Annotated in this window: 23 protein-coding genes; 9 read left to right on the forward strand and 14 right to left on the reverse strand. The window is 42.2% G+C overall.

The features are described from left to right. Positions 1-174: 174 nt before the first annotated feature. From DZ860_RS10315 to dinB, 3 genes are all read right to left on the reverse strand, one after another. Positions 175-918, reverse strand: a complete 744-nt coding sequence (locus DZ860_RS10315) for a YggN family protein (RefSeq protein ID WP_120030934.1) — start codon at positions 916-918, stop codon at positions 175-177. Positions 919-998: 80 nt separating this feature from the next. Further along, complete coding sequence (locus DZ860_RS10320; protein ID WP_120030936.1) at positions 999-1,475, reverse strand: GreA/GreB family elongation factor; 477 nt, start codon at positions 1,473-1,475, stop codon at positions 999-1,001. Next, on the reverse strand, positions 1,476-2,543 hold the full coding sequence (dinB, locus tag DZ860_RS10325) for a DNA polymerase IV (protein ID WP_120030938.1): 1,068 nt from the start codon (positions 2,541-2,543) through the stop codon (positions 1,476-1,478). Positions 2,544-2,704: 161 nt separating this feature from the next. On the opposite strand from dinB, the gene DZ860_RS10330 reads away from it, so the two are divergent. Further along, a complete protein-coding gene (locus DZ860_RS10330) occupies positions 2,705-3,919 on the forward strand; it encodes a response regulator (protein WP_120030940.1) in 1,215 nt (404 codons plus the stop codon). 72 nt (positions 3,920-3,991) lie between these two features. Here DZ860_RS10330 and nqrM read toward each other — a convergent pair whose 3' ends face one another. The 9 genes from nqrM to bolA all read right to left on the reverse strand — a co-directional run bounded on the left by nqrM (position 3,992) and on the right by bolA (position 12,124). After that, positions 3,992-4,225, reverse strand: coding sequence for a (Na+)-NQR maturation NqrM (nqrM, locus tag DZ860_RS10335; protein ID WP_120030942.1), 234 nt, complete (start codon positions 4,223-4,225; stop codon positions 3,992-3,994). Positions 4,226-4,247: 22 nt separating this feature from the next. Next, positions 4,248-5,252 carry an FAD:protein FMN transferase gene (locus tag DZ860_RS10340; protein ID WP_120030943.1) on the reverse strand — a complete coding sequence of 335 codons (1,005 nt, stop codon included), beginning with the start codon at positions 5,250-5,252 and terminating at the stop codon, positions 4,248-4,250. 285 nt (positions 5,253-5,537) lie between these two features. Next, a complete protein-coding gene (gene nqrF, locus DZ860_RS10345) occupies positions 5,538-6,764 on the reverse strand; it encodes an NADH:ubiquinone reductase (Na(+)-transporting) subunit F (RefSeq protein ID WP_120030945.1) in 1,227 nt (408 codons plus the stop codon). A 29-nt stretch (positions 6,765-6,793) separates the two neighbouring features. After that, positions 6,794-7,390, reverse strand: coding sequence for an NADH:ubiquinone reductase (Na(+)-transporting) subunit E (nqrE, locus tag DZ860_RS10350; RefSeq protein WP_120030947.1), 597 nt, complete (start codon positions 7,388-7,390; stop codon positions 6,794-6,796). Positions 7,391-7,397: 7 nt separating this feature from the next. Continuing rightward, positions 7,398-8,030: an NADH:ubiquinone reductase (Na(+)-transporting) subunit D gene (locus tag DZ860_RS10355; protein WP_120030949.1), complete on the reverse strand. Its 633-nt coding sequence runs from the start codon at positions 8,028-8,030 to the stop codon at positions 7,398-7,400. Then, on the reverse strand, positions 8,030-8,812 hold the full coding sequence (locus DZ860_RS10360) for a Na(+)-translocating NADH-quinone reductase subunit C (protein ID WP_120030951.1): 783 nt from the start codon (positions 8,810-8,812) through the stop codon (positions 8,030-8,032). The genes DZ860_RS10355 and DZ860_RS10360 overlap by 1 nt, the downstream gene beginning before the upstream one ends. Continuing rightward, the gene (locus tag DZ860_RS10365; protein WP_120030953.1) at positions 8,802-10,043 is read right to left on the reverse strand and encodes an NADH:ubiquinone reductase (Na(+)-transporting) subunit B; all 1,242 of its coding nucleotides are present in this window, start codon (positions 10,041-10,043) and stop codon (positions 8,802-8,804) included. Before DZ860_RS10365 ends, DZ860_RS10360 begins: the two co-directional genes overlap by 11 nt. Positions 10,044-10,046: 3 nt before the next feature. Further along, positions 10,047-11,387, reverse strand: a complete 1,341-nt coding sequence (locus DZ860_RS10370) for a Na(+)-translocating NADH-quinone reductase subunit A (protein ID WP_120030955.1) — start codon at positions 11,385-11,387, stop codon at positions 10,047-10,049. Positions 11,388-11,815: 428 nt separating this feature from the next. After that, positions 11,816-12,124, reverse strand: a complete 309-nt coding sequence (gene bolA / locus DZ860_RS10375) for a transcriptional regulator BolA (protein ID WP_120030957.1) — start codon at positions 12,122-12,124, stop codon at positions 11,816-11,818. Positions 12,125-12,276: 152 nt separating this feature from the next. Here bolA and DZ860_RS10380 point away from each other — a divergent pair, with 152 nt between their 5' ends. The 8 genes from DZ860_RS10380 (at position 12,277) to csdA (ending at position 20,122) form a co-directional block, all read left to right on the forward strand. Beyond that, positions 12,277-13,407, forward strand: a complete 1,131-nt coding sequence (locus tag DZ860_RS10380; RefSeq protein WP_120030959.1) for a methyltransferase — start codon at positions 12,277-12,279, stop codon at positions 13,405-13,407. A gap of 50 nt (positions 13,408-13,457) precedes the next feature. Next, complete coding sequence (locus tag DZ860_RS10385; RefSeq protein WP_120030961.1) at positions 13,458-14,027, forward strand: YajG family lipoprotein; 570 nt, start codon at positions 13,458-13,460, stop codon at positions 14,025-14,027. Next, positions 14,027-14,572 (forward strand): peptidylprolyl isomerase, encoded by a 546-nt coding sequence (locus tag DZ860_RS10390; RefSeq protein ID WP_120030963.1) that lies wholly within the window; start codon positions 14,027-14,029, stop codon positions 14,570-14,572. The genes DZ860_RS10385 and DZ860_RS10390 overlap by 1 nt, the downstream gene beginning before the upstream one ends. 100 nt (positions 14,573-14,672) lie before the next feature. Beyond that, entirely contained in the window at positions 14,673-16,052 is a 1,380-nt protein-coding gene (locus DZ860_RS10395; RefSeq protein WP_120030965.1) for an AmpG family muropeptide MFS transporter, read from the forward strand. A 424-nt stretch (positions 16,053-16,476) separates the two neighbouring features. Continuing rightward, a complete protein-coding gene (locus tag DZ860_RS10400) occupies positions 16,477-17,316 on the forward strand; it encodes a nucleoside-specific channel-forming Tsx family protein (RefSeq protein WP_120030966.1) in 840 nt (279 codons plus the stop codon). Between the two features lie 110 nt (positions 17,317-17,426). Beyond that, entirely contained in the window at positions 17,427-18,311 is an 885-nt protein-coding gene (panE, locus tag DZ860_RS10405) for a 2-dehydropantoate 2-reductase (RefSeq protein WP_120030968.1), read from the forward strand. Continuing rightward, positions 18,312-18,911 carry a DJ-1 family glyoxalase III gene (locus tag DZ860_RS10410; RefSeq protein ID WP_120030970.1) on the forward strand — a complete coding sequence of 200 codons (600 nt, stop codon included), beginning with the start codon at positions 18,312-18,314 and terminating at the stop codon, positions 18,909-18,911. It abuts the gene before it with no gap. Continuing rightward, on the forward strand, positions 18,911-20,122 hold the full coding sequence (gene csdA / locus DZ860_RS10415) for a cysteine desulfurase CsdA (protein WP_120030972.1): 1,212 nt from the start codon (positions 18,911-18,913) through the stop codon (positions 20,120-20,122). Before DZ860_RS10410 ends, csdA begins: the two co-directional genes overlap by 1 nt. A gap of 63 nt (positions 20,123-20,185) precedes the next feature. On the opposite strand, the gene ndk is transcribed toward csdA, so the two are convergent. Together ndk and pepB are read right to left on the reverse strand one after the other, a co-directional pair. Beyond that, complete coding sequence (ndk, locus tag DZ860_RS10420) at positions 20,186-20,611, reverse strand: nucleoside-diphosphate kinase (RefSeq protein ID WP_120030974.1); 426 nt, start codon at positions 20,609-20,611, stop codon at positions 20,186-20,188. Between the two features lie 64 nt (positions 20,612-20,675). Further along, complete coding sequence (gene pepB, locus DZ860_RS10425; RefSeq protein ID WP_120030975.1) at positions 20,676-21,971, reverse strand: aminopeptidase PepB; 1,296 nt, start codon at positions 21,969-21,971, stop codon at positions 20,676-20,678. Positions 21,972-22,234 lie beyond the last annotated feature (263 nt).

A 22,234-nucleotide genomic window follows, 5' to 3' on the forward strand; every position in this document is an offset into this window, starting at 1 on the left:
ACTACCAAAAACTAATTGATATGAAAATAACAATAAAAGCGGCTAAAATTTAACCCAATTACAGAACTAAAACCCACACAGACCATTTAATAACTTCATTCACTTTTAATAAGACAACAAAAAGGGACGCATTAGCGTCCCTTGAAATCTAAACTAGCCGTTTGAATCACAATTTTAGATAGTGAAAATTTGGTAATCTTTCAACTGTGGAATTTTTTTGTGAAGCTCTTGCTCCTGCTCTGCCATATCATCTAACGATTCACAGAACTCTTCACTTTGAACTTCGACATCTTGCGCATGTTCAGCAAGACGCTTTGCTACGCGCTCTTTCAACTCAGTCATGCTTTCAGCCATAGCAGTAAGGTTAAGCCCACCCTCAGCTTTCATCTTCGCTGACATGGCATTAAACGCACTAGAGATAAACTCTTCGTTAAATATCTCTTTTGCTTTATCAAAATCAGCAGCCCATGACTCGGTCAAAGATTGAAAACTTTCAGCAGGTAAAACCAAATCGCCATTCTTGTAGTATCGAGACTCAATATCAGCATAAAATTGGTGCAGTTTCTCTTTAACACCATCAAACGCCTCTGGAGCATCGAAACTTTCACTAACATCATCGATGATCTCGTTAGCTAGCTCTAGACCATCATTAGCGATCTTTTTCGCTCTTGGTAAGTAGCTGTTTAAAGCTTCTCTATAGTCTTCAATCGCCGCTTTCTGATCGCTATCAAGCTCGACAATATCACCATGAATCATCAAATTATTATTTTCATCAACGACCGCCGTTTCCCCACTTGCTTGATGAATCTCCAATCGCTGACCATCTAAATGGATTTCATTTTTGATATCAATTTTGCATTGAGCAGCCATCAATTGACCACTCATAAACAAAGGAATAATCGCTAATATTGCTTTCATGACTTTCTCTTTAATCTACGTAAACGATGACTCATACAAGTATACCAAGTTAAGCGTGAATTAGGGATGAACCACTCGAATCACTCAATGCTATCAACTTCATAATAGAACTCTGTGGTGCCAATCTTATAACTGACATCATCCCCAACTTGTTTATTTTTTAACGCGGTACCTAAAGGAGACTGAAACGTAATGACACTAATTATCTGTTGCTGATAATTGATCGTTAAACCACCTGAACAAGGGCTGATAAATAACCACTTCAGTTCCCCACTTTCAGCGATTAAACTCACCAAAGATCCAACTCGAACATACTCACAATCATTAGCCAGCACGATACGTTTAGCCGCTTGAATTTCTTGCTCACACTCTTGAGCACGCATTGCCTGCCCATGTGCCAAGTACGCAGCCTCAAGCGCCAATGTATCGTACTTGTTCTCAGGGACGGTTTCTTCATCTGTCGCCGCAGCAATCGCACTTTGTGTCGAAGCGAGAGCGACACGGTGTTTATTCTCTAATTGCTCTATAAATAGAGCGAGGATCTGATTCTTATTCATCTATTCAAAAAAACTCAATTGTCTCGCTTGCTCTTCAGGCTTGAGCATAACACTAACCCCTAGCAAACGTATCTCCCTTCCTTGTTGACGCTTCAATATATCGACCAATAACTGACGAAAATAGGCGAGATCAAGCTGTGGCTGAATATGTTCAATCGTGGTTTGCTGAAAATCTGCGAATTTGATCTTAATTCCCTGTTTAATAATTTGTTTACTGGGTGATGCACGTTCTAAGCGTATCTCTAATTCAGGGAATAGCCTATTTTCAATCACTTGCCAGCATTCATCAAAAGTCACAATATTCTCACTGAATGTTCGCTCTACACCTACCGATTTACGCTCACGCTCAACAATAACGTCGCGATTATCAATTCCTTGGCTCTTTTTCCATAGTGATGCTCCCAACCGACCAAAACGACGTAATAATTCACGATAATCACTGCGTTTAATATCTTCACACAGATATAAGCCCGCTTGATGCAACTTTTCCAAGCTCACTTTCCCCACTCCGGGAATTTTTTCTAACGGTAATTTGTCGACCACTTCTTGTACCTTTTCTGGAGGTACAACAAACTGTCCATTGGGTTTATTGATGTCTGAGGCGACTTTAGCCAAAAATTTAATTGGGGCGACACCAGCCGACGCTGTCAGGTTCAACTCTTGATAAATATCACGTCGAATCGCTTCGGCAATTAATGTAGCAGAACCATGACAAAGTTTAGAATCACTTACATCTAGAAAAGCTTCGTCTAAAGATAGCGGTTCAATCACGCTTGTATAGCGCTCAAAAATAGCCCGTATTTGTAAAGATACCTGCTTATAGACATGCATTCTTCCCGGAACTACTAGTAACTTAGGACACAATTGCAACGCTCTTGATGTTGGCATGGCACTACGTACACCAAATTTGCGCGCTTCGTAGTTACAAGTGCTGATCACTCCGCGTTGTTTTTCATGTCCACCAACAGCCAATGGAACACCACGATAGCTGGGGTTATCGCGCATTTCGACGGCCGCGTAAAAACAATCCATATCGACATGAATAATTTTTTTGACGTGTTCTTCCATTGTTGTTGCTATGTATACTGTTTAAAAAAACAGTATAGCCGTTAATCAATATTTAAGAAATAGTCTTCGTCTTTGTCACGATTTTGAGAAATATTCTAGAGTTATGTTTCTATTTGATTACTATGAACAAAAAGGACAGTAACAACTAGGGACAAATATTCGTGAGCAATCGAATTTTAGTGGTAGAAGATAGCCGCGCGTTCAGAAATTACCTGCAACAACAACTGACACAAGCTGGATTTGAAGTTTTAACTGCAGAATCATTTACTCAAGCAAAGCAAATCCTCGATACACAACAAGATCTGTTATGTGCAGTCTTAGATTATTGCCTTCCAGATGCTGAAAATGGCGAAGTGATTGATCTTGTTCTCTCTCATCAACACAGAGTCATTGTACTGACTGCAATGTTTCAAGAAGATATTCGAGAGAAAGTAATTGCGAAAGGCGTTCTCGATTATATTCTGAAAGATAGCAAAGCCTCCGTTTCGTATCTATTGGCACTTCTAACTCGACTGACCAATAATCAACAACATAAGTGTTTAGTCGTTGATGACTCGGTGACGATTAGAAATCTAGTTACTCAATTACTGGATCAACAATACATCGCAACATTACAGGCAGAAGATGGTGAACAAGCACTGACTATCTTAGAAAAAAATCCAGATATTACGTTAGTGATCACTGACCATGATATGCCAAATAAAGATGGCATTAACATGATACGCGACATACGACAAAGCCAAAATAAAAACCAACTAGCGATACTTGGTTTGTCAGGCAGCGATGACCACACCATGACGGCGCGCTTTCTTAAAGCAGGAGCAAATGACTTTCTATATAAGCCATTTAACCAAGAGGAATTTTTCTGTCGAGTGCATCAACTCCTCGATATGAAAGAAGCCACTGATGCTTTATATAAGATGGCGAACGAGGATGCATTAACTGGGCTTTGGAATCGTCGCTTTCTATTCAATCAACCCTGTGGAGGATGTTCGCAGCGTCATGTCGCTATGCTGGATATTGATTTTTTCAAGCAAGTTAATGATACCTATGGTCATGATGGCGGGGATGCAGCGTTAGTGATGATCGCCAACATTCTTAAGATCTATTTCCCCGATGATGTCGTCGCACGATTTGGCGGAGAGGAGTTCTGTATACAGGTTTGTGGTGATTTAAATGAATTTATTACCCGTTTAGAACACATGCGTGAACGGGTCGAAAAAACACCGACTCAATATAAAGAGCAGCAAATTAAACTGACTGTCAGCATCGGTGTTTCAAATAAGATGGGGACGCTTTCGCAACAAATCAAAATCGCAGATGATCATTTATACCAAGCTAAAGCCAACGGACGAAATCAAACCGTAATACAATAATGTTCATTGCCTAGTTGTAATAAAAAACCCGACAATGCCGGGTTTTTACATGATGGAGCCATCTGCGATCAATTAAGCAATACGATCTTTTTCCCAAGCCGCCAATTTCTCAGCGCGAGCTGCTGCGCGAGCTTCACGCTTCTTACGAGCATCACATGGCTCTGGACAGTTACAAACTTTCTCGATTCCCACCGCACCTAAACCGCCACAGCTACCTTTTACTACTTTCTTTTGGAATATGTAGCCAACAGCCATTGCAGCAATCACTGCCATGAAAACCCCAAAAGTGATCAGAAATGTATTCATATTGATGCGCTCACTTAACTCGTTATTTGTTTATGAAAGGCTTGTACGCTTCAGAAGCCAGTTCTTTGAAACCATCCTCTGTTTTCACAATCATGAAAACAGCAATATTGTTATCATTGGCGATCTTCATACCACGTTCTTCACCAAGAACCATCAAGCCAGTTGCTAGACCGTCGGCCGTCATCGATGACTTATTAAGTACCGTTACTGACACCACTTTATGGTTAATTGGCTTACCTGTTTTTGGATCAATAATATGTGAGTATCGCACACCATTGCTCTCAAAGTAATTGCGATAATCGCCACTCGTCGCCACAGCCATGTCGCCAGGTTCGATGATCTCTTGAATACTACGCTCGTTTACCGTTGGTTTTTCAATCGCGATACGCCAAGCAATCCCCTCTCGGTTCAGACCTTTAAGTCGCATCTCTCCGCCAACTTCAACCATATAATTCTTGATACCTTGCGCCTGTAAGTAATCGGCGACAACGTCGACACCCCATCCCTTGGCAATAGTAGAAAGATCAACATATAAATTTGGAATATCTTTACTCAGCTTATTACCATCAATAGACAAATGATGAATACCAACATTGGCCTTACGCGCCGCAAGCTCTTGATCACTCGGCACAATATCCGGACGAGCTTCAGGGCCAAATCCCCATAAGTTAACAAGTGGACCTACGGTCACATCAAGTGCACCTAAAGTTAGACCGTTCAAGCGCATAGCTTCTTTCACTACCGTTGCCGTTTGAGGGGATACTTCAAATGGTTCACTCGTTTGATGCTGGTTGAAACGACTCAGTTCTGAATCTTTACGATAAGTCGACATCTGATCATTCACTTCTTCAAGTAAGCGATCGATTTCGGTCTGCAGAACCTCTGGCGTTGGTATACCCTCTTGTTCGATATACTTAATATTGTAAGTCGTCCCCATAGTAGGGCCACTCAAATGAATCTGCTCAGCAGGTTTATCACAACCTGCAAGTACTAATAGAGAAGCAAATACAACAAGCCACTTTTTCACTCGTTTACCCCTAATCCTGCACTAGAAAATATAAGGAAGCTGTTATTGAAAGGCACTGCTAAAAGATCCAGTTGCTATTCATCAGCTCTCTTATATTCACTAATTAAAAAAAAGAATGGCTAGCTCAAGAGCCAGCCATGTATCTATTTATCGTAAACCTAAATTTCGAATGATTTGTTGCTGTGGCTAGGCAGTAGTGCCAATTTATCGCTATGAGCATAGATAACTATGTGATTAGCGAAAATTGACACTATTAACAACACCATGGCTTCAAATCAAAAGAAATTAGCCACCGAAGTCATCTAGAAGAATATTCTCATCTTCTACACCTAGATCTTTCAGCATGCCGATAACAGCCGCGTTCATCATAGGTGGACCACACATGTAGTATTCACAATCTTCTGGCGCTTCATGATCACGTAAGTAGTTCTCATAAAGAACATTGTGAATAAAGCCTGTGTAACCATCCCAGTTATCTTCTGGCATAGGGTCAGACAGTGCACAGTGCCATACAAAGTTTTCATTCGCTGCTGCTAAGCCATCGAAATCTTCCACGTAGAACATTTCACGCTTAGAACGCGCACCATACCAGTAAGACATTTTACGCTTAGATTTAAGACGTAAAAGTTGGTCGAAGATATGTGAACGCATTGGCGCCATACCAGCACCACCACCGATGAAGACCATTTCATTATCAGTATCTTTCGCGAAGAACTCACCAAATGGACCAGAAATAGTACACTTGTCGCCTTCTTTAAGAGACCAAATATAAGATGACATCACACCAGGAGCTACATCTGGGTTATTTGGCGGCGGAGTCGCGATACGTACGTTTAGCTTGATGATGCCTTTCTCTTCTGGGTATGAAGCCATAGAGTAAGCACGAATCGAATGCTCTTTAACGATTGACTCGTAACGGAACAAGTTAAACTTATCCCAATCACCACGATATTCTTCAGGAATATCGTAATCAGCGTATTTCACGTGATGTGGTTCAGCTTCGATTTGAATGTAACCACCAGCGCGGAACGGTACTTCTTCACCATCAGGGATAGCCAGAGCCAACTCTTTGATAAAAGTCGCTTCGTTGTTATTCGAGATAACTGTACATTCCCACTTTTTAACACCAAAGATTTCTTCTGGAAGCTCGATTTCCATGTCTGTTTTCACAGCCACTTGACAAGCTAGACGCTCACCTTCACGTGCTTCACCTTTTGTGATGTGATCGCGTTCTGTTGGTAGGATATCACCGCCACCAGATTTAACTTTCACACGACACTGACCACAAGAGCCACCGCCACCACATGCTGATGATACAAAAATACCTTTAGCAGCCATTGCGCTAAGTAGTTTGTCACCTGGAGAAGTGATAAAACTCTTCTCTGGGTCACCATTAACTGAAATAGTAACGTCACCTGTAGGTACCAGTTTTGATTTAGCGAATAAAATCACTAAAACCAAAGCAAGTAAAATAATGGTAAACATCGCTACACCAAGAATAATGCTTTGCATTTGTTATTCCTTATTTATGGGTGCTTACCCTACAGTTGAACACCAGAGAAAGACATAAAGCCTAACGCCATCAAACCAACCGTGATAAAGGTAATACCTAGACCACGTAGACCTGGGGGTACGTCAGAGTACTTCATCTTCTCGCGGATACCTGCTAGAGCGACAATCGCTAGCATCCAACCTACACCAGAACCAAAGCCATATACGATTGACTCAGCAAAGTTGTAGTCACGCTGTACCATGAAAGATACACCACCAAAGATCGCACAGTTAACTGTGATCAACGGTAGGAAGATACCTAACGCGTTGTACAATGGTGGGAAGAAGCGATCGAGGATCATTTCTAGAATTTGTACTAATGCGGCAATTACACCAATAAAAGTGATGAAGTTTAGGAAGCTAAGATCCACACCTTCAACTAACGCATTATCTCTCAACACAAGGTTGTAAACTAGGTTGTTCACTGGTACAGCAATTGTCAAAACAACAACAACCGCAACACCAAGACCAAAAGATGTCTTAACTTTCTTAGACACAGCTAGGAAAGTACACATACCTAGGAAGAAAGACAAAGCCATGTTTTCGATGAAAATCGATTTAACTAACAGACTAATGTATTGTTCCATGACGTCCTTACTCCTTCGCTTCTACTTGTTCTGGTTTCAAAATACGGATAGCCCAAATCATGAAGCCGATCAGGAAGAATGCAGATGGTGCTAGTAGCATTAGGCCGTTTGGTTGATACCAACCACCATTGCTCACCAAAGGTAATACTTCCAAGCCAAATAGCTTGCCAGAACCAAATAGTTCACGGAAGAAAGCCACTGTAATCAGTACGAAACCATAACCTAAACCATTACCGATACCGTCAATAAACGATGGCAGTGGCGCAGACTTCATAGCAAACGCTTCAGCACGACCCATTACGATACAGTTTGTAATGATAAGACCTACGAATACAGATAGCTGTTTAGAGATATCGTATAGGTAAGCTTTTAGCACTTGGTCTACCACGATTACCAATGACGCAATAATCGCCATCTGAACGATGATACGTACACTGTTAGGAATGTGATTACGGATAAGAGATACAGAGAAGTTAGACAATGCTGTTACAAAAGTAACCGCTAACGTCATAACAAATGCTGTCTCAAGTTTGGTTGTTACTGCAAGAGCAGAACATACACCAAGAACCTGTAGCGCGATCGGGTTGTTATCCAACACCGGCGCCATAATGCTCTTTTTAATGTTTTGTACACTGGCCATTAATTCAGACCTCCGTCACGAACTTTTGCTAGGAATGGACCAAAGCCCAAATCACCTAACCAGAAGTCGAATGTACCCTGAACACCATTGCCCGTTAATGTTGCGCCTGAAAGACCATCAACACCGTGCTCAGAACCTGCAGGAGCGCCACCTTTAACAATCTTGATTGCTGGCTTGTGGTTCTCGTCGAAAAGTTTCTTTCCAACAAACTGCTCACGCCATACTGGGTTTTCAATCTCACCACCAAGTCCAGGAGTTTCACCTTGCTCGTAGTAAGTTAGACCAGAGATAGTGTTACCATCAGTTTCAACAGCAACAAACGCGTACATCATTGACCAAAGGCCAGTACCATGCACAGGAATAATTACTTTTGAAATGCCTTTGTCGCTTTTCACTAGGTATACAATACCTGTGTCTGCGCGACGAAAGATCTTCGCTTTATCTTCTTCTGGTGTCAGAGAGATAGATTCAGCAGGATCTTTAGATGCTAGGCGCTGATTGTAATTTGCCGCAGTAGAGCCATCTTCCGCTTTTTCAACAAAATCACCTGTTTTAAAGTCAACAAGTCGAGGTTCGATTGTCTCTTTAAACAACTCAGGGATGTTGCCTGATAGTGGGATGCCTGCTACTTCTAAGATTTTTGTTTGCTTATCTAGAGCGGCATTTGCTACTTGCTTGTCACGCAAGCCAACAGCTGCTGTTGATACGATGATTGAGCACACTAGGCTCAATGCGATAACAACAAACAGCGTCTTTTTAATGCTATCGTTATTACTTGCCATAGCGCGCTAGTCTCCGCTTAATGTTCTTCTCAACAACCACATGGTCGAACAAAGGTGCAAATAGGTTCGCAAATAGAATCGCCAGCATCATACCTTCTGGGTATGCCGGGTTCACAACACGAATCATTACACACATGGCACCAATAAGGATGCCGTACCACCACTTACCACTATCGGTAAATGAAGCTGATACAGGATCAGTTGCCATAAAGAACATACCGAATGCAAAACCACCTAAAACAAGGTGCCAGTGCCATGGCATGCTGAACATTGGGTTGGTATCAGAGCCGATCACGTTGAACAAGGTCGATACTGCAATCATACCGATCATTACACCCGCAATGATTCTCCATGATGCAATTCGCATGTAAACAATCATCGCTGCGCCGATAATCAGTGCTAGTGTTGATACTTCACCAATTGAGCCCGGAATATTACCGATGAATGCATCCATCCAAGTAATCGGAGCGCCAGTGATTGTATTTACTAGTGCACTATCACCACCTTGAGCCCATTGGCTAAGAGCCGTTGCGCCAGAGAAGCCATCTGCTGCAGTCCATACAACGTCACCCGAGATTTGAGCTGGGTAAGCGAAGAATAGGAAAGCACGGCCTGCTAGTGCTGGGTTTAAGAAGTTACGGCCTGTACCACCAAAGATCTCTTTCGCTACAACAACACCAAAAGTAATACCTAATGCTGCTTGCCACAATGGAAGAGTTGGCGGAACGATAAGTGCAAATAAGATAGAAGTAACAAAGAAACCTTCGTTAACTTCATGCTTACGCACCATACAGAACAATACTTCCCAGAAACCACCAACGAGGAATACCGTTGCGTAGATAGGTAGGAAATAGGTTGCACCCAATAGCATCTTACTGCCAACGCCCGCTTCAACACCCATGGTGCCGCCGAACATTTCAGTTAGCCAGTAATGCCAGTTGCCTGCAACAACGGCTGCTAGTTGTTCACCAGCATACATATGGTTTAGAGCAGCGATCGCTTGACCACCTGCGTTGTACATACCCCAGAACATAGCTGGGAATACCGCAAACCAAACCATGATCATGATACGTTTTAAGTCAACGGCATCACGAACGTGCGAGCTTTTTTTAGTCACTAGACCTGGTGTATAGAAAAGAGTCGCTGCAGCTTCATAAAGCGCAAACCACTTCTCATGTTTACCACCTGGTTCAAAATGATGCTCGATATCCTCAAGGAACTTTTTAAGCATGGATTACCCTTCCTTCACAATTGTATCTAAGCATTCACGAAGCAGTTGACCGTATTCGTATTTGCCTGGGCATACAAAGGTACATAATGCGAGATCTTCTTCATCTAGCTCAAGCGCACCCAACGCTTGCGCGCTGTCTGTATCACCTGCACATAGATCGCGAAGCAGCAATGTTGGTTCCATATCTAATGGCATTACACGTTCGTAGTTGCCAATTGGAACCATTGCACGATCACTGCCGTTTGTCGTCGTTGTCATATTAAACAACTGACCTTTGAAGACATGGCTAAGGAAAGAGCGCGTAACAGAGAACTTGTTCTTACCAGGTACTGCCCAGCCGAACAATTCTTTCTCACGACCTTCACGCAATACTGAAACTTGAACGTGGTAACGGCCCAAGTAAGCATGAGGTCCAGATGCTTGCACACCTGACAATACTGATCCTGAAATGACACGGACTTCACCAGGCATCAATTCACTATCGGTTACTTCATCTAAGTTAGCACCTATTACAGTGCGAATTAGACGTGGGTTATTAACTACTGGGCCAGCCAGAGAAATAACTCGATCAGTATAAAGTTCACCAGTAAGGAAAAGTTGACCAACGGCGATAACGTCTTGATAGTTGATGCTCCAAGCCACATTTTCTGCATTTACTGGGTATAAGAAATGCATGTGGGTTCCAGCAAGACCTGCTGGGTGAGGGCCATCAAACACATGCTCTTCAACATTTGACTGAGAAGAACGTGGAAGACTTGTACCAGATTTACAAACGTAAACCTTATTTTCTGTCAGGGCTGAAAGGATATCTAAACCAGCGACAAAAGCTTCACCTTGTTCGTTAATAACTAACTCAGGCTTAGCTGCCAATGGATTAGTATCCATCGCAGTAACAAAAATTGCCTGTGTAGAAGATGAAACGGCTGGAACCTTGCTGAACGGTCGAGTACGTAAAGCGGTCCAAAGGCCTGATTCAATTAGTTGAGTCTTGATCACTTCACGATCTAGATTTGCTAATTGGGCTGCTTCAAACTTATCGAATGTCACCTGCTCATCACCTGACACTTCAATCACTACAGATTGAAGTACACGCTTTGCGCCACGGTTAATTTCGATCACTTTACCGGCTGCTGGTGAAGTAAATTTCACACCTAGATTCTTTTTATCTTCAAAAAGAATCTGAGCTTTTTTCACTTCATCGCCAACGCGAACATGCATCGTAGGACGCATGCCAACGTACTCTTCGCCAAGCAAGGCGACTTTTTTGATGGACTTACCATCATTAATCACCTGGGTAGGAGTTCCTGCGATAGGAAGGTCCAAACCCTTCTTTATTGTAATCATACGCACTTGCACTACTTTATCGGGAAAAAGATTCTATGATTGCGTAACTTTTAGACACGACATTTGTGTCCGGTTTCAGCGCCATTGCACGCCAAAATCGCAACATCCTATTAAAGCTTTTGTCACAAACAAAAGCAGAATTTATCAGGGGCAATAGTCTATCATCATTTGGGAACGTGATGCCATGATCAAACTAAGTGATAGCGTGATTAATTGCGGGTTATCGTGCTTAAATGGCTAAATAATAGTCATAACTTTGAGCTATAGCACAATCACATCGTCGCAAAAATAATGCCCCCTCCATCTCTCTTCACATCATGAAATATTTCATTTTATTTAGTCATATTTGCAGATTTGTTTCTATGTTGTTACGCAGACTTTTGCACATCAAGAGAAAAAAGGCAGTGATAGTTGCCCTTTTTTTACATTTATTTGCCGCCGCCTAAACACATTGGGCTATCAGGAGCGCTATTGTTTTGCTGCTGCCATTCATCCAAGGTATAGGTATGAATTGAAAGAGCATGAATATGATTGGCAAGTTCTTCAGATAGAAGTTGATTTACGCTACGATGGCGAGCTATTAAACGTTGATTTATAAATTGGTCGCTAACGATAATCACTTTAAAGTGACTTTCTGAACCCGCTGGTACATTGTGCATATAACTTTCATTAATGACACTAAGAAAGCCTGGGGTGAACTGTTGTTGAAGTTTCGATTCAATCACATCTTGTAACATCATATTCCACCTAATGATTAAGTATGAAAGAGGCTGAGCTCGAATATTTCGGCATATTAGCTCTCTAGAATAAAAAGCTAAAGGTTTTAGTTTCCACATTTGTCGCCATCTGCGACAATTTCAGCATAATACTCACACTGAACGTTCCATTTATGAAAACTGATCTTACTTTACATGATCGCACATTAATTCTGCATAGATTTCCGAAAAGAAACAGCGAAACTCTACAAGCGTGGGACGCCGGCGACGAATATATCATCAATTATGTGGAAGAACTCGGCTTTACAGAGCATAAACACATTTTGATACTCAACGACAACTTTGGCGCTCTAAGTTGTTGGTTTTCTGCACAGCACAAAGTGACCATGATGAGTGATTCTTTTATTGCTCAAACTGGCACACGTGCGAACTTAGCAAGCAACCAATGCAATGATATTTCATTTATGACAACAATGGATGAAATACCCTCTGATATTGATTTGGTTATCATGCAGATTCCTAAAAGTAACCGCCACTTAACTTGGCAGTTGAGTCGACTACGTGCAGCCCTTGATTCAAATATTTTAATTGTTTCGGTCAATAAAGCAAAAGACATCCATACATCGACACTCAAACTGTTTGAAAAATATCTAGGTCAAACGAAGACCTCTCTTGCATGGCGTAAGCACCGACTCGTATTTTCTAATGCCAACAGCGCGCAAATCATCCCCATTGATCCAATAACACGTTGGGATGTCGATGGAGAAAACTTTGCTCTCAATAATTATCCGAATGTTTATTCTGGTGAAAGTCTAGATCTTGGCGCTCGTTTTATGTTGCCAAATTTACCTCGAAAAGAGGGAATCAAACACATCATAGATCTAGGTTGTGGCAATGGTGTTCTCTCTTGCAGAATGGGTCAACTCAACCCAACAGCAAAGTTCACCTGTGTTGATGAAAGTTTTATGGCTGTCGAATCTGCGCGCCAGAACCTCATTGAAGTTCTTGGCACCGACCGAGAAATCAACTGCGTCGCTAATAATTGCCTAGATGGCTTCATGGCGAGCAGTGCTGACTTAATTATGTGCAATCCGCCATTCCACCAGCAACAAGCGATTACCGATCACATTGCGTGGCAAATGTTCTGTGATGCAAAGCATGTTCTTAGCAGTGGTGGTCAATTATTAGTTATCGGTAATCGTCACCTCGGCTACGATGCTAAATTAGCGAGACTTTTTGGCAACGCGAAAGTAAAAACGGTCGCATCAAATAATAAATTTGTTATTTTACAAGCCACTAAATAAATACTCATATTCAAACTCGCTTCACGAGTAACGATAATAAGGAAACGACAATGAGAAAATTGGTTCTAGCCGCGTCAATGGTATTACTCACAGCTTGTGCCGCGCCTCAGCAAGAGCAAATCAATTTCATGCCAAAAGCTGCATTAAGCAGTAGTGATTTGGTAAAAGGCAGCACTTTCACACTGAGTAGCAAAGATGTACGCGCTTCCCAATATGTTGCATTAGTCGATAGTGGTCGTTCAAATATCGAACCGATCCACTCTAAGCAAAATGTTCGCATTGCGATTGAAAACGCTCTAGCTGCTCAACTTGAATCACAAGGTTTCCGCAATTCTTTAGACAGCGATAACTCTGTTGCTATAGAAATTCAAGAGACGCTAGTTTCAGTGAAACATTCGGTAATGGAAAATGAAATGAATGCGACGGTTATTCTTGAATTAACCGCTGAAAATTCTCAAGGCAAATTGGTAAAAACCTATACTGGTACAGCAAAACGCACTGGTGCATTGAGTGCTTCAAATGAAGAAATTGCTGTCGTATTGAATGATGTGACAAACCTTGTCCTGACAGAAATCTCAAATGACCGTGAGCTGAAAAATTATATGCAGGAGCGATTCTAATGTGGAAATATGCCCTAGCATCTCTGTCACTAGTTAGTAGCCTTGCTTTTGCAGGGCCAAAAGTCGAAGTCGAAACCACACTGGGTGCTTTTACCATTGAACTCAATGAAGAGAAAGCGCCAGTGACTGTCGCTAACTTTTTAAAGTACGTCAACGATGGTAGCTACGTCGGTACGCAATTTCACCGTGTTATTCCTGGTTTTATGGCTCAGGGTGGCGGCTTTGATGAAAAAATGAATACGCTACCAACGTATTCTCCAATTAAAAATGAAGCCAATAATGGGCTTCAAAATAAAACTGCATCTATCGCAATGGCGCGCACCAACGATCCAAACTCAGCAACTCGTCAGTTTTTTATCAATCTAACCGACAATAACTTCTTGGATTATGGTCAACGCCCGCCTGGCTATGCTGTATTTGGTACAGTGACCGATGGCTTTGATGTCATTCAAAAGATGGCCAGTAAGCCGACTCACTCTTTGGGCCGCTATAATGATGTCCCTGTAGAGCCAATTATTATCACTCAAATTGCGGTTGTTAAATAACCTCTTATAGAGGCTCTAGCGTCTTTGGCTAGAGCCTTTTCAATTCTTGCTTAATTCTCTAAGTTAGAAACACAACATCACCAAAAACAAGGAATAGTCTATGTCCCACGCGTCTATCTCATGGTTAGATACGGTTCGGAGCTACTTCGACAAACGCCTGCTTTGGGTTTTTATGCTCGGTTGTTCGAGCGGTTTCCCTTGGGTTTTAATTGGCTCGAATATGTCAGGCTGGCTAAAAGATGCCGGTCTCACTCGCGCTGCTATCGGTTATTTTGGCAGTGTCTTTGCGGTATACGCAATTAACTTCCTGTGGGCTCCACTGGTTGATAGGGTCAAACTCCCTTTCTTACACGCTTGGGTCGGCCAACGTCGTAGTTGGATTCTGCTATGCCAATGCGTGATACTCATTTGTACATTGTTCATTGCCGGTGTCGATCCTGCCAAGAGTCTTATGCTCACATCAATGCTTGCTTTGATCATTGCGACGGCTTCCGCGACACAAGACATTGCCATTGATGCTTTTCGTATCGATACGTTCCCGAAATCACAAGCAAGTAAACTACCTCAAGCATCTGCAATGGCTGTCATTGGTTGGTGGACGGGATACTCACTTCCTGGATACTTTGCATTTGTGAACGCTGATTCCATTGGTTGGAATGGGGTTTATTACGGAATGGCCGTTGTTGTCGGTATATTAATTGCGTTTACTTTGTTGGTAAGAGAGCCTCAAACTCACCGAGAAGAGCTTCAATCGCAAGCTGAAAAGCGTCATAACGAGGTCGTTGGTAATAAAGTCGTTGCATGGTTGAGTGTGACGGTTATTGAACCATTCTTAGATTTCTTCAAACGTAACGGTGTCCAAGTGGCCGTAACGTTATTGCTATTTGTATTCTTATTCAAAATTGGTGAAGCATTCTTAGGCCGTATGTCGATCACTTTCTATAAAGAAATTGGATTTAGCAATGAACAGATTGGACATTATTCAAAACTTATCGGCTGGGGAGCAACGATGTTCTTCACTTTGCTCGGTAGTATGTTTAATGTGAAATTCGGAATTGTTAGAGGGCTGATGATTGGTGGTATAGCCATGGCGGCGAGCAACCTAATGTTTGCATGGATCGCGAAAGTAGGACCAAACGAAAACCTATTTTTAGCAACCATTATCGTTGATAACTTTACTACTGCATTTTCAACCGTAGCATTTGTATCATTCTTAACGATTCTAACTGGGCAAGCATTCTCAGCGACGCAATACGCGCTGCTTGCTTCACTGGGTAACTTTGGTCGAACGACATTAGCTTCATTCAGTGGTGAACTGGCTGATTACCTCAATGATTGGTCTACGTTTTTCATCATAACTGCAATCATGGTTGTACCAAGCCTAGTGATGCTGTATTCACTTCGTCATTACTTCACTGACTTGCTAGAAAAGCGACGAAATGATGATGCAAAACTGGATACATCAAACGAGTCCAATTAATCGTTATTGGTGTCATCTAGCTAGCAAAGCAACCTCATCACAAAAATGGCGCCTAGCGCCATTTTTTATATCCATGAGGAACTGAAGGCGTACCACTCACTCTTTTAGACCTAAAATCACGCAACCTGCTGCATTTAAATCTATCATTCACTAATTATGTTGATTATTTGACAAACTGCATAATCAATAAAACCGTTTGCGTAAACGATACCTGATACAAATTTTATGCAACTCTGCAAAAGTTCCGTAAATCTTACCTATTACTATCAATAATGTGATCGAGATCATTATTTTAATGATGCAGCATGACTCATTTCACTTTTAATTGAGATTTATATCGCTATCATTCATGTCGAAATTCAAAGCGGCGTGACAGCAGGTCACGACGCTTAATTATCCGAATTAAAACATAGAGAGTCCCACTATGCGTAAATCAATTCTAGCTCTTGGTGTTATGGCAGCAGCATCAGCTCCTGTTATGGCAGCTGATTACTCCGATGGCGTAAACAAGAATGACTACCAGTTCCTTCAGTTTAACCTAATGCATACCATCAATGAGAAACCAGGAAATACTGATCATACTTACCTAGAGATGGAATTTGGTGGTCGCTCTGGAATTTTCGACCTTTACGGTTATGTTGATGTATTCAACTTAACTGACGATGACAATAGTGATAAGTCAGGCTCTGACCGATTATTTGCTAAATTTGCGCCTCGTATGTCTCTAGACGCAGCAACTGGCTACGATTTATCTTTCGGCCCAGTTCAAGAGTTGTATATTGCTAACTACACTGTTATCGATGGTGGTGCTAAGTACCGCTACGAAACAACAGAAGTTGTTGATGGCAAAAATGTTGTAGCTGAAAAAGATCCTGGTTTCCAATCAATGATTGGTCTAGGTTCTGACGTAATGGTTCCGTGGTTCGGCAAAATGCAGTTCAACCTGTATGCAAACTACGATGTGAAGCAAAAAGATTGGAACGGTTACCAACTTTCAACTAACTGGTTCAAACCATTCTACTTCTTTGAAAATGGCTCATTCATCACTTACCAAGGTTACATCGATTACCAATTTGGTATGAAAGAAGAGTACAGCTCATCAAGCAACGGTGGTGCAATGTTCAACGGTATCTACTGGCACAATGACCAATTTGCTGTGGGTTACGGTTTGAAACTATATCATGACGTATACGGCATCAAAGATAGCGATGCATTCGAATCTTCAGGCGTAGGTCACTACTTCGCTGTAACGTACAAGTTCTAATAGCGCTTCTATATTAGACACAGACAAAAGGCACCTTAGGTGCCTTTTTTATTGGCTTTCTGTAAATCTAGCATTATCCTCATGGCAAATTTCTGAAATAAATAATAGCCATGAATATCGTAATACTCGGGCCGGGAGCCATTGGTTCATTGTGGGCGTATTCACTCCGTCAACAAGGACACAATGTGTCTTTGTGGAGCCACCACACTACACCTACCCTTTCTATCCAACTGGATAATCATTGTCAGCTCGATTTTAATAATCGTGATAACAGTGCCCTTGAGTGTGCCGATTTACTCTTGGTGACCTTAAAAGCGCCCAATGTTGAAGCTGCACTCATGCCACTGCGCTCATTCGTTCATTCAGATTGCATCATTACACTTATGCACAATGGTATGGGGACCGCAGAGCTTGTCGAACGATGTTTTCCACATAACCCACTTCTACTTGCTACCACAACTCATGGCGCTTACCGCCCTGAAAAAAATAAAGTGCTTCACACCGGTTTCGGCACAACACAAATTGGTGGGTATAATCTCTCCGGTCAACGATGCTCATTTGTGAAAGACGTTCTTGATAATGCGCTCAGCGATGTTTTTTGGAATGACGAAATCGAAACGGCACTCTGGAATAAACTCGCGATTAATTGTGCGATCAACCCGGTTACTGCCTTATATAATGTAAACAATGGCGCACTTGTTGAAGAACAATACCAACGTACTCTTAATGGTATTTCAAGTGAAGTTTGCAAGGTGATGAACGCAGAGGGAATCGATATTCAAACAGCACAATTAGATCAGACTATCAATCAAGTCATTCGTGCTACTGCGGCTAATTACTCTTCGATGCAGCAAGATATCGCCCACCGACGTCTGAGCGAAATTGACTTTATTACAGGTTATTTACTGAATCGAGCGGCGCATCATGGCATTGCGACCCCATGTAACCAAGAGCTTTACCAAGCAATTAAACACATTGAACAGAGCTGGAATTAAATGACAAAGAAAGTACTCGTACCCATCGCACCAGGTACTGAAGAAATGGAAGCGATAACTATCATCGACATCATGATTCGAGCTGGTTATGAGGTGCTGGTTGCTAGTGCCGACTACGATGGTCAGCTAACGATGAAAGGATCTCGCAAAATCACCTTAACGGCGGACTGTAAACTAGTCGACATTGCTGATGATGAATTTGACGCGATTCTATTACCTGGTGGTGTCGCGGGCGCTGAAAACTTTAGAGATAGTACAGTCTTGGTAGAGATAGTTCGTCAACAAATGTACGACGGTAAGCTACTCGGTGCTATTTGCGCTACACCAGCGCTAGTACTACAGCACCATGAGCTATATTCAAAATCCCTAATGACTTGCCACCCAAATTTTCAAGACCATATTCCAGCTAATTTGTGGCGAGATAAGCGTGTGACCTACGATATCAACCACAACCTTCTGACCAGCCAAGGGCCAGGTACCGCACTTGAGTTTGCTATGGAAACCATTATTCATCTATCAGGTAAAGCCCACGCTTGGTCTGTCGCTGAACCTATGGTCACAATTCCTACGCTTCACTACCATGAAATAGGAAAAGAGTAATGCTGGACGTTGATAACATCATTAAGCAATTTCCTGCTTTACAACAAACAGTGAATGAGAAACCACTGGTTTACCTCGATAGCGCCGCGACTACACAAAAACCTCAGGTGGTCATCGATACCATTAGCCGTTATTACAGTGCTCAAAATGCTAATGTTCATCGGGGAAGTCACAGTTTAACCGCACATGCGACTGGTCAATTTGAATCGGCAAGAGAAACCGTCGCGAAATTTATTGGCGCATCATCAAGTAAAGAAATTATCTGGACGCGAGGTACCACGGAAGCATTAAATCTCATTGCTCAAACCTATGCTCGTAGTAACCTACAACCCGGCGATGAAATTCTTATTGGTGAAATGGAACATCACGCTAATATCGTTCCTTGGCAAATCGTGGCAGAACAAACCGGCGCCCACATCGTTAAAATCCCAATGACTCAGGATTGTCAGTTTGATTTATTGGCATTTCATAGCCTGTTAAACACTAAGACAAAAATTGTGGCTTTAGCTCATGTTACTAATGTAACCGGACACCGTCAGCCTATCGAAGAGGTAATTTCATCGGCTCATGCCGCTGGGGCTATCGTCGTTGTTGATGGGGCTCAAGGGATTGTCCACGAGACCGTTAACTTGCAACAGCTTAATGCTGATTTCTACGTTTTTTCTGGGCACAAGCTCTACGCTCCAACCGGAATAGGCGTGCTATTCGGTAGACTAGCGTTGCTTGAAAGCATGCCTCCTTGGCATGGCGGTGGAAAGATGGTCGAACGTGTATCCTTTAGCGGGACAACATTCAGTCAACTACCAGGTAAGTTCGAAGCGGGAACCCCGAATGTTGCAGGCGCATTAGCGCTCGAAACGGCCATCGAATGGTATTCATCTTTCACGCGTAGTGATGTAGAAAATCACATTCAATCGTTAGTACAAAGTGCCTATCAGCGCCTTTCCCAGCTTGATGACGTTCAAGTATTAGGGTATCAGCCTCATAGTTCCGTATTATCTTTTATTATCAATGGTGTGCACCATCAAGATGTTGCTACATTACTTGATCAGCAGGGAATTGCGGTACGAGCAGGGCATCATTGTGCACATCCGCTCATGGATGCACTACAAGTGAAAGGGACGATTCGGGCCTCTTTTGCGATATACAATACACAGCAAGATGTCGATCGTTTGGTTGAAGCAATCGAAGTCGCGCTCGATATACTTTAGAAAACCTTAACAATACGATAAAAAATAGCCTCTAATAAATAGAGGCTATTTTTATGATTATCACTAACGAGGGAATACTTCTGATTCTGGGAAGAAAAATTCAATTTCTCGAGCCGCTGATTCTGGGCTATCTGAACCGTGTACTGAGTTATGACGCATGCTCAATGCATAATCCGCACGGATCGTGCCACACGCAGCTTCTGCTGGATTTGTTTTCCCCATTAATTCGCGATAGCGAGAGATAGCATCTTCACCTTCGAGTACTTGAACCATAATAGGCCCAGACATCATGAATTCTTTAAGTGCAGGGAAAAACTCTTTCCCCTCGTGCTCTGCATAGAATCCACTGGCTTGCTCACTCGTTAAATGAACCATTTTAGCAGCGATAATTCTCAATCCCGCTTTTTCTATACGGTTATAGATTTCGCCAATTAAGTTACGCTCAACTGCATCCGGCTTTACTATCGAAAATGTTTTTTCTAGAGCCATAAAGTTTTCCTTTTACTTTTCTCATTGTAGTTATAAATAGCTGCCTCTACGTGCAGCTCAATCATTACTTGGCTTGTTCTGTCAAAATACCAGCAAGGGTTCTAACACCCATCCCAGTTGCTCCAGCAGACCATTTATCTGACGGTGCTCTTCGATACGTTGCTGCACAATCAAAGTGCAACCAGCCTTTCTTGTAGTCATCGACAAAGTAGGATAAAAATGCCGCCGCAGTACTTGCGCCTGGAGAGTAATCACCACTGCCAATATTTGATAAATCAGCAAAATTTGACGGTAGCATGCTACGGTGAAAATCGGCTAATGGTAGTGGCCACAAACCCTCTTTTTCTTCGCGAGCAACGGTCAGTGCTTGATGAGAAAGTTCATCGTCAAAGCTCATCACTGCATGGTAATCATTGCCTAATGCGTATTTAGCTGCACCTGTTAAGGTTGCACAATCAATGATTAAATCTGGATTTTGCTCACTCGCATAAAGCAAGCCATCAGCTAGAACCAAGCGGCCCTCGGCATCGGTATTCATGATTTCGACGGTCTTACCATTTTTATAGGTAATAATATCGCCCAGTTTCAAAGCTCGTCCTGAGATCATGTTCTCAGCACAACAAAGGATTAACTTAACACGTTTATTTAGGCCACGCATAATCGCCAAAGCTAAACCACCAGTAATGGTACCAGCTCCGCCCATATCGGCTTTCATTGATGCCATAAAATCAGATGGTTTTAAGCTATAGCCACCTGAATCAAATGTAATACCTTTACCAACAAGGCAAGCAAATACAGGTGCATCTTTATCGCCAGTCGGGTTGAAATCAAGCTGTAACATCGCCGACGTTCTTTCAGAGCCTCGACCAACAGCATAAATCCCTTCCCATCCCTCAGAAAGTAGATCTTTATCTTTAACAATACGAACCGTTACGCTCTCTTTTGGCGCTACTGATTTGATAAATTCCGCTGCCATTGTTGCTAGTTGACGTGGTGCAACTTCTTCAGCGGTTTTGTTAATGATATCACGCGTAAAGTCCGTCGCTTTAATACGTGCTTTGAGTTCAAATTGGGCATCCTCAGCTAACTCAGGCCATAGTAAGGCATTCGTCTTCTTCGATGAACGGTAGCCTTGATGAAACGCCCATACACTTTCCAGATCCCAATCTGAACCAGCAAGCTCAATTGACTGAATGCCTTGTCCATCAAGCTTTCTCGCAGCGCGTTGAATTGCACCAAGATCATGGCCCTCACCTAGGTGAATGGTTGCGCCTTTATCTGAAAATGACAAGATCGCTTTTTTACCCCACACTGGGGCTGCTGGATCCTGACTTAAAAATACATACATCTCTGTAGACATGGTTTCTCCTTGCCTTAATAAGCGCTACCTGCGCCTTTCTATTCCCCAAAACCACCATAAGCAAACCAAACGAGCGAAGATGAAAACTTGGAATCAAGAAGGTCTCTTCTTTGTATATGCGCTTCATCTTGGGATCAGTACTACATCGGATTGTGCTTAGGTATAACGGAAATTTGATGTTAGCATTTTGTAGGATAAAAATGTCAGTTTGATAAAAAAACGGACCTTAAAGTCCGTTTTTTTTAGTCAGAATTGTTAACTGT

It is taken from the genome of Vibrio sinensis (assembly GCF_003605645.1).
In the GTDB taxonomy this organism is placed as follows: Bacteria; Pseudomonadota; Gammaproteobacteria; order Enterobacterales; family Vibrionaceae; genus Vibrio; species Vibrio sinensis.

Bases quoted from the DNA above. Each gene is read 5' to 3' on its own strand.
- DZ860_RS10315 (WP_120030934.1), bottom strand. From the start codon at position 918: ATGAAAGCAATATTAGCGATTATTCCTTTGTTTATGAGTGGTCAATTG.
- DZ860_RS10320 (WP_120030936.1), bottom strand. From the start codon at position 1,475: ATGAATAAGAATCAGATCCTCGCTCTATTTATAGAGCAATTAGAGAAT.
- dinB (WP_120030938.1), bottom strand. From the start codon at position 2,543: ATGGAAGAACACGTCAAAAAAATTATTCATGTCGATATGGATTGTTTT.
- nqrM (WP_120030942.1), bottom strand. From the start codon at position 4,225: ATGAATACATTTCTGATCACTTTTGGGGTTTTCATGGCAGTGATTGCT.
- nqrF (WP_120030945.1), bottom strand. From the start codon at position 6,764: ATGCAAAGCATTATTCTTGGTGTAGCGATGTTTACCATTATTTTACTT.
- nqrE (WP_120030947.1), bottom strand. From the start codon at position 7,390: ATGGAACAATACATTAGTCTGTTAGTTAAATCGATTTTCATCGAAAAC.
- DZ860_RS10355 (WP_120030949.1), bottom strand. From the start codon at position 8,030: ATGGCCAGTGTACAAAACATTAAAAAGAGCATTATGGCGCCGGTGTTG.
- DZ860_RS10360 (WP_120030951.1), bottom strand. From the start codon at position 8,812: ATGGCAAGTAATAACGATAGCATTAAAAAGACGCTGTTTGTTGTTATC.
- DZ860_RS10365 (WP_120030953.1), bottom strand. From the start codon at position 10,043: ATGCTTAAAAAGTTCCTTGAGGATATCGAGCATCATTTTGAACCAGGT.
- DZ860_RS10370 (WP_120030955.1), bottom strand. From the start codon at position 11,387: ATGATTACAATAAAGAAGGGTTTGGACCTTCCTATCGCAGGAACTCCT.
- bolA (WP_120030957.1), bottom strand. From the start codon at position 12,124: ATGTTACAAGATGTGATTGAATCGAAACTTCAACAACAGTTCACCCCA.
- DZ860_RS10380 (WP_120030959.1), top strand. From the start codon at position 12,277: ATGAAAACTGATCTTACTTTACATGATCGCACATTAATTCTGCATAGA.
- DZ860_RS10385 (WP_120030961.1), top strand. From the start codon at position 13,458: ATGAGAAAATTGGTTCTAGCCGCGTCAATGGTATTACTCACAGCTTGT.
- DZ860_RS10390 (WP_120030963.1), top strand. From the start codon at position 14,027: ATGTGGAAATATGCCCTAGCATCTCTGTCACTAGTTAGTAGCCTTGCT.
- DZ860_RS10395 (WP_120030965.1), top strand. From the start codon at position 14,673: ATGTCCCACGCGTCTATCTCATGGTTAGATACGGTTCGGAGCTACTTC.
- DZ860_RS10400 (WP_120030966.1), top strand. From the start codon at position 16,477: ATGCGTAAATCAATTCTAGCTCTTGGTGTTATGGCAGCAGCATCAGCT.
- panE (WP_120030968.1), top strand. From the start codon at position 17,427: ATGAATATCGTAATACTCGGGCCGGGAGCCATTGGTTCATTGTGGGCG.
- DZ860_RS10410 (WP_120030970.1), top strand. From the start codon at position 18,312: ATGACAAAGAAAGTACTCGTACCCATCGCACCAGGTACTGAAGAAATG.
- csdA (WP_120030972.1), top strand. From the start codon at position 18,911: ATGCTGGACGTTGATAACATCATTAAGCAATTTCCTGCTTTACAACAA.
- ndk (WP_120030974.1), bottom strand. From the start codon at position 20,611: ATGGCTCTAGAAAAAACATTTTCGATAGTAAAGCCGGATGCAGTTGAG.
- pepB (WP_120030975.1), bottom strand. From the start codon at position 21,971: ATGTCTACAGAGATGTATGTATTTTTAAGTCAGGATCCAGCAGCCCCA.